A 6,886-nucleotide genomic window follows, 5' to 3' on the forward strand; every position below is an offset into this window, starting at 1 on the left:
CGGCCGGCAGCGGCGTCGCCGCATCCGTCCAGCCGAGCGGCGCGATGTCGAGGAAGGCTTCGACGGCTTCGGCGACCTTCGGCAGCACCGGCTTGAGGTACAGCGTGAGCAGGCGGAAGGCTTCGATGGCCTGCGAGCAGGCAGCGTGCAACTCGGCCTCCTTGCCTTCCTGCTTGGCCAGTTCCCACGGTTTCTTGTCATTGACGAAAACGTTGGCGGCGTCGGCCAAGGCCATCACTTCGCGCAGGGCGCGGCCGAATTCGCGGGCTTCATACGCTTCGGCGATGTTCGATGCCGCGTCTCTTAGCGGTTTGAGCCATTCGGCGTTCGTGGTAGCGAGCTTGCCTTCAAACTTCTTGCCGATGAACCCGGCGCAGCGGCTGGCGATGTTCACGTACTTGCCGACGAGGTCGGAATTGACGCGGGCGATGAAGTCGTCGAGGTTGAGGTCGATGTCTTCCATCGTCGCGTTCAGCTTGGCGGCATAGTAGTAGCGCAGCCATTCCGGATTGAGGCCGGTGTTCAGGTAGCTCTCGGCGGTGATGAAGGTGCCGCGCGACTTGCTCATCTTGGCGCCGTCGACGGTCAGGAAGCCGTGCACGCAGAGGCCGCTCGGTGTGCGGTAGCCGGCGTGCTCGAGCTCTGCCGGCCAGAACAGCGCGTGGAAGTAGAGGATGTCCTTGCCGATGAAGTGGTACAACTCGGTCTTGGAATCCGGCTTGAAGTATTCGTCGAAATCGAGACCTTTCTTGCCGCACAGGTTTTTGAACGAACCCATGTAGCCGATTGGCGCGTCGAGCCAGACGTAGAAGTATTTGCCCGGTGCGTCAGGGATCTCGAAGCCGAAATACGGCGCGTCGCGCGAGATGTCCCAGTCGGTCAGCTTGTTCTCGCCTTCGGTGCCTAACCACTCCTGCATCTTGTTCGACGCTTCCGATTGCAGGCGACCCGGCTCGCGCGTCCAGCGGCGCAGGAAACTCTGGCACGAGTCGCTGGAGAGCTTGAAGAAATAGTGGTCGGAATTACGCAGTTCAGGCGTCGCGCCGGAGATGGCGGAATACGGATTCTTCAGCTCATTCGGCGTGTAGGCCGCGCCGCAGCTCTCGCAGTTGTCGCCGTACTGGTCCTTGGCACCGCACTTCGGGCATTCGCCCTTGATGAAGCGGTCGGGCAGGAACATCTGCTTTTGCGGGTCGTAGTACTGCTCGATCGTACGCTTCTCGATCAGCTGGGCGTCTTTCAGGCGCGCGTAGATTTCATTGGCGCATTCCTGCGTTTCCGGCGAGTGCGTGCTGTAGAAATTGTCGAAGGCGACATGGAAACCGGCGAAATCGCGTGAATGCTCGCCATGCACGCGCTCGATCAGCGCTTCCGGCGTGATGCCGTCCTTCTCCGCGCGCAGCATGATCGGCGTGCCGTGCGTGTCGTCGGCGCAGCAGTACCAGCATTCGGCGACCTTGTCCTTCGGCTGCATCTTCTGGAAGCGCACCCAGATGTCGGTCTGGATGTACTCGACAAGGTGGCCGAGATGGATGGAGCCGTTGGCGTACGGCAGCGCGGAAGTGACGAGAATTTTGCGGGTCATGGGCAGCGATCGAAGCTCGGAAAAGTGTGGGTGGAGCCGCTTGCGGCAAGCCCGACATTCTAGCAAAGAGCTGCGCGTCGGGTTCCGGCGTTACAGCCGCAGATCAACGAGCGCTGAACCGTCACGGCGCGTTCAGGGCGTGTTCGCCGATTCCGCCGAATAGGCCTTGACGAAGGCTTCGATCACCTCGCGCAGCACGCGCCTTTGCGGCACCGGCAGGCTGAGAAACGCCTCGATGATTTCGCGTTCCTGAAAACCGATGCCGTCGTCCCAGCGTTTGCGGCGTTCAGCGATGCGTACCGGCAATTTGCCAAACCCAAGTTCCTGTGGAGTGACATTCAACCAGTCGGCGAGGACTCCTACCTTGTCGTGCGGCGGAATGACTTCCCCGCGCAACCAGCGGCGGACGCCTTGCAGTGTCACAGGTTTCCCCCAGTAGCGCTGATTGAACTCCCGTTCCAGGACAGCAGGTCGCGCCTCGTAACCGGCGACCTGCATGGCGATAGTCAGGCGCTTGGCGAATTCGGCTTTGGCATTCTCCATGCCGGAACGGTAACCAGCAGTTAAGTTCGTGGATAAACTGGATTGTTGGTTTAGCAAAAGGCTAAACTTGCGGTTTAGTTATTTGCCATGAGTTCAGCGATGCCAAAATCCCTCATCGAACAACTGCCCGAGATCGTCAAACGCGGGCGCGAGCGCGCCGAGAAGATTCTCGAAAGCCTTGAAGGCCGTCACCGCGTCGGCCTGCAAACTCGCGAATGGGTACTGCCCGCGCGTGACAGCAAGGAGAGTGACTGGATCAGCCAGAACCTGCGGCAAAACGCGTTGGCCTCCGTCCAGGACGGACTGTTCGGCAACGTGCAGCCATCGTTGGGTGATGCGGCGCCGGCGATCCCGTGGCGCAACCGGCTGGTCTATGGTGACAACCTGCTGGCGATGGCGGCGTTATTGGCGGGCGATGAGGCGAGCGGTCTACCCAGCCTGCGCGGCAAGATTGACCTGATCTACATCGACCCGCCGTTCGATTCCAAGGCCGATTACCGCACCAAAATCACCCTGCCGGGCGTCGAACTGGAACAGAAACCGACGGTGATCGAACAGTTCGCCTACTCCGATACCTGGAGCGACGGCACCGCCTCCTACCTCGAAATGATCACCCCGCGCCTGATCCTGATGCGCGAATTGCTGGCCGATACCGGGTCGATCTACGTGCATCTCGACTGGCATGTCGGGCACTACGTGAAGATTGTGATGGATGAGGTGTTTGGAAGAGAGAATTTTTGCAATGAAGTCGTGTGGCAAAAATTCGGTGCTCATAACGATGCAAACAGATTTGGCAACGTCACGGAATCGATCTATTTCTATGGGAAAGGAGAGCGTTATTTCTTTGTGACTCAACACGTTCCTTTCGACGACGAGTACATATCAGAGCGGTACATCGAGGAAGAGGGAACTGGCCGTCTTTTTTACCCAAATACTTTCACAGGCAAGGGTGATGGACCTGCACGTTTTTTTCGCGGCGAATTGCTGATCCCTCCGAAAGGCCGCCATTGGGCTCAAACACAGGAGAATATCGACCGCCTGGAACGCGAAGGTAGGTTTTACTACACAAGAAACGGGACTCCTTACTACAAAAGTTACCTTGACGAAGACCCCGGCAAGCCGATTCAGAACCTTTGGCTTGATGCAAGAATGACCAAGAGCGGGGCTGAACGACTCGGATATGAGACTCAAAAACCTGAGAGGCTCCTTGATCGCATAGTCCAAGCCTCCTGCCCCGAAAACGGCCTCGTCGCCGACTTCTTCGGCGGTTCCGGTACCACCGCCGCCGTCGCCGAGAAACTCGGTCGGCGCTGGATCACCTCCGATCTCGGCAAACCGGCGTGCATGATCATGCGCAAGCGCCTGATCGACCAGAATGCGCAGCCCTTCCTCTATCAGGCCATCGGCGACTATCAGGTCGAGGCGGCGAAGACCTCGCTCGGGCGCGATTTCCGCGTCGGTGATCTGGCGCAGATCGTTCTCTCGCTGTTCGGCGCCTTGCCGCTGTCGCCCGACGACAACCCGACGCGCAATCTCGGTTCGATCATCGGCGGCGGCGTGCGCACGCTGGTCCATGCCGATTCGCCGAACAAGTTGACCGGCGCGGCGACGCTGAAAAAGGCACTGGCGCAGCGCGACAGCTTGCTCGGCGGCTGGGACAAGGTGGTGGTGCTGGGCTGGAACTTCGAGCCGGCGATTGCCGAGGCGATCACCGCGCTCAACGACCCGGGGCTGGAGGTGCTGGTGATTCCGCCCGATCTGCTCGACCGCTTGAAGAAAAAGGGCGGGTTGGAGAAGTTGCGCGGCACGGTGCGCTTTGCCAGTTTGCAGTATCTGAAGATCAAGCCGGTACGCAGAATCCGTCATTCCGGCGAAAGCCGGAATCCAGAAGCGGCGTCGGGTGTACCACTGGATTCCGGCGAAAGCCGGAATGACGTGGGTTTCTCGGAGACGATCACGGTTGTCCTCGACAACTACATTTTGCTCTCGCCCGAGGCAATCAATCTCGACGAGGCGAATCGCGCGAAGCTGCAGGCAGTGATGAATGCCGAACCGTTGGCCCTGATCGAGTATTGGGCCGTCGATCCGGATTACGACGGGCAGGTGTTTCGCTCGGTGTGGCAGGACTATCGCGGCAATGCCGAGAGCGACGGCGATCCGTTGCGCGTGGTGACGCAGGCGGTGCTGACGGTGCCGGCGAAAACCGGGCCGCGCCGGGTGTGCGTGCGGGCGGTGGATGTGTTCGGTTTCGAGGCGGAAGTCGCGATGTCGGTTGGTGTGGAGGGAATGCAATGAGCGCCCCGGAATCACGCGAACAATTGGCGCTGGCCGATGCGCTGACGCAGCGTACACAGACGTTGTGCCAGCATCTCGAAGACGGCGTCGCCGACATTTTCGATCTGGTGACGCCGACGACGGCGGCTTTGCTGCATTGGTGGTTCGGGCGCGAGATGGTGACGGCGCGTGGGCATCTCAATTTCCACCCCGGCCAGCAACAGGCGATCCTGAACGCCATCGTCGCGCATGAGGTAATCGGCGCGGCGACGCTGAAGTCGCTGTATGAACAGGTGGTGCCCGATGCGTTGCTGGCCGGCAAGCGGCTGGCCGAAGTGAGTGAAGCCAAGCACGCACACCCAAAGTACTGTCTGAAGATGGCGACCGGCACCGGAAAAACGTGGGTGTTGCAGGCACTGCTGATCTGGCAACTGCTTAACCGCAGCGCGCAACAGGCGGCCGGGGGCGTCGATGGGCGGTTTACTCGCAACTTCCTGATCGTCGCGCCGGGGCTGATCGTCTATGAGCGCCTGCTCGATGCCTTTCTCGGCAAGGAGCGCGACGGCGCGCGCGATTTCGCTACCTCCGACGTGGCGAAGTTCGCCGACCTGTTCATCCCGGAGGCGGCGCGCGAGGCGGTGTTCGGCTTCGTGCGCGGCAACACCTGCCGCAAGGAGGAAATCGGCCTCAAGGCGACCGGCAACGGGCTGCTGGCGATCTGCAACTGGCATCTGCTCAGCGATGCGCCCGAGGAAGCGTCAGACGAAAAATCACCGCCGGAAATGAGTGCGCCGGGCGCGCTGTCCGATCCGCAGGCAATCATCGCCGGCCTGCTGCCGCTGACGCCGGGCAGGGCGACGGGCAACAGCCTCGACGTGCTCGACCGCCGCTGGGCGCGCGGCAACGTGCTGGCCTATCTGGCCGAACTGCCCGACCTGATGGTGTTCAACGACGAGGCGCACCACATCCACGAGTTCAAGCGTGAAGGCGAAGTCACCGAGGTGGAGTGGCAAAAGAGCCTGTCGACGATTGCCGCGCCGAAGGGGCGGCGTTTCGTGCAGGTGGACTTTTCGGCGACGCCGTACAACGACGTGGGCAGCGGCAAGAACAAGAAGAAGCTCTTTTTCCCGCACATCATCACCGACTTCGATTTGACGACTGCAATGCGGCAGGGACTGGTGAAATCGCTGGTCCTCGACCGGCGCAAGGAAATCGGTGCGCTGCCGCTGGAGTTCAAGGCCGTGCGCGATGCGGACGGCAATCCGACGCTTTCGGACGGGCAGCGGGTGATGTTGCGGGCGGGGCTGTCCAAGCTGAAGAAGCTGGAGGCCGATTTTGCCGGTGTCGATCCGGACCGCCATCCGAAGATGCTGGTGGTGTGCGAAGACACGACGGTGTCGCCGTTGGTGGTGCGGTTCCTGCGCGATGAAGGAATGGGCGACGACGAGGTGATGGCTATCGACTCGGGCAAGAAGGCGGAACTCGGCGAGAAGGACTGGGCGCCGGTGCGCGAACGGCTGTTCAACGTCGATGCCCATGCTGCGCCGCGCGTGATCGTCAGCGTGTTGATGCTGCGCGAGGGCTTCGACGTGAACAATATCTGCGTGATCGTGCCGCTGCGCTCGTCGCAGGCGCAAATTCTGCTGGAGCAGACCATCGGGCGCGGTTTGCGGCTGATGTGGCGCGAGGCGGAGTACGCCGAACTGAAGCGCGAAAACCGGGAGTTGCTGACCGCCAAGCAGCCGCCAAATAACCTGATCGACGTGCTGACCATCGTCGAGCATCCGGCATTCAGCCAGTTCTACGATGAGTTGATGAACGCCGGGCTGGCCGGATTTTCCGATGACGACGACCCGGACAAGACCAGCACCGGCGACCTGCTGGCGGTCGGCCTGCGCGACGACTACAAGAAATTCGATTTCGCCATTCCGTTCGTGCTGCGCGAAACCGAAGACTGGCTGGAGCATCACGCGCCCGATCTGGCGACCTTGCCGCGCTTCACCCAGCTTTCGCGTGCACAACTGGCCGAGATGCTGGGCAAGGGCGACGTGTTCACCTCGCAGGATTTGCAGAGCCAGACGCTGTTTGGCGATTACCGCGTCGACGGCGCGGTGATGAGTGTGACGGGCTACAACGACCTGCTGATGCGCCTCACGCGCCGCATCAGTCAGGCGCTGAGCCATCCGCTGCCGAAGACCGGCAAGATCGCCAAGGACATGGCAAGCCACGGTGCAAAACCGTATTTGCAGGTCAACACGGCCGAACTGGCGGGCTGGATCGAGGAGTACATCTGCGAGCACCTGTTCGGCGAGTTCTTCGTGCCGATGGCCGACGAGAACTGGCGGCTGCTGCTGTTGCAGCCGCTGGTTGACCACATCACCAAGGTGTTCGCCGTGGCGCTGATCGAGTCGGAATCGGTGACGACGCACGGCGAAACGGAAATCCGCCATCGGCGATTGTCGGAGGTGGCCAAGCTGATGATGC

At 61.1% G+C, this 6,886-nt stretch carries 5 protein-coding genes; 2 read left to right on the forward strand and 3 right to left on the reverse strand.

Features of this window, described 5'->3' with window-relative positions:
• The 3 genes from metG to KBA32_RS15850 all read right to left on the reverse strand — a co-directional run.
• Positions 1-1,585 (reverse strand): methionine--tRNA ligase (gene metG, locus KBA32_RS15840; protein WP_294360965.1); only part of this gene is annotated, 1,585 nt, incomplete at its 3' end.
• A 132-nt stretch (positions 1,586-1,717) separates the two neighbouring features.
• Positions 1,718-2,083 carry a hypothetical protein gene (locus KBA32_RS15845; RefSeq protein WP_294360968.1) on the reverse strand — a complete coding sequence of 122 codons (366 nt, stop codon included), beginning with the start codon at positions 2,081-2,083 and terminating at the stop codon, positions 1,718-1,720.
• Positions 2,084-2,221: 138 nt separating this feature from the next.
• Positions 2,222-2,404 carry a hypothetical protein gene (locus KBA32_RS15850; RefSeq protein WP_294360971.1) on the reverse strand — a complete coding sequence of 61 codons (183 nt, stop codon included), beginning with the start codon at positions 2,402-2,404 and terminating at the stop codon, positions 2,222-2,224.
• Positions 2,405-2,455: 51 nt separating this feature from the next.
• Here KBA32_RS15850 and KBA32_RS15855 point away from each other — a divergent pair, with 51 nt between their 5' ends.
• Complete coding sequence (locus tag KBA32_RS15855) at positions 2,456-4,423, forward strand: site-specific DNA-methyltransferase (protein WP_294360974.1); 1,968 nt, start codon at positions 2,456-2,458, stop codon at positions 4,421-4,423.
• The coding region (locus tag KBA32_RS15860) for a DEAD/DEAH box helicase family protein (protein WP_294360977.1) at positions 4,420-6,886 on the forward strand (2,467 nt) is incomplete at its 3' end. The genes KBA32_RS15855 and KBA32_RS15860, both read left to right, overlap by 4 nt.

The sequence above is a fragment of the Propionivibrio sp. genome (assembly GCF_017995515.1).
In the GTDB taxonomy this organism is placed as follows: domain Bacteria; phylum Pseudomonadota; class Gammaproteobacteria; order Burkholderiales; family Rhodocyclaceae; genus Propionivibrio.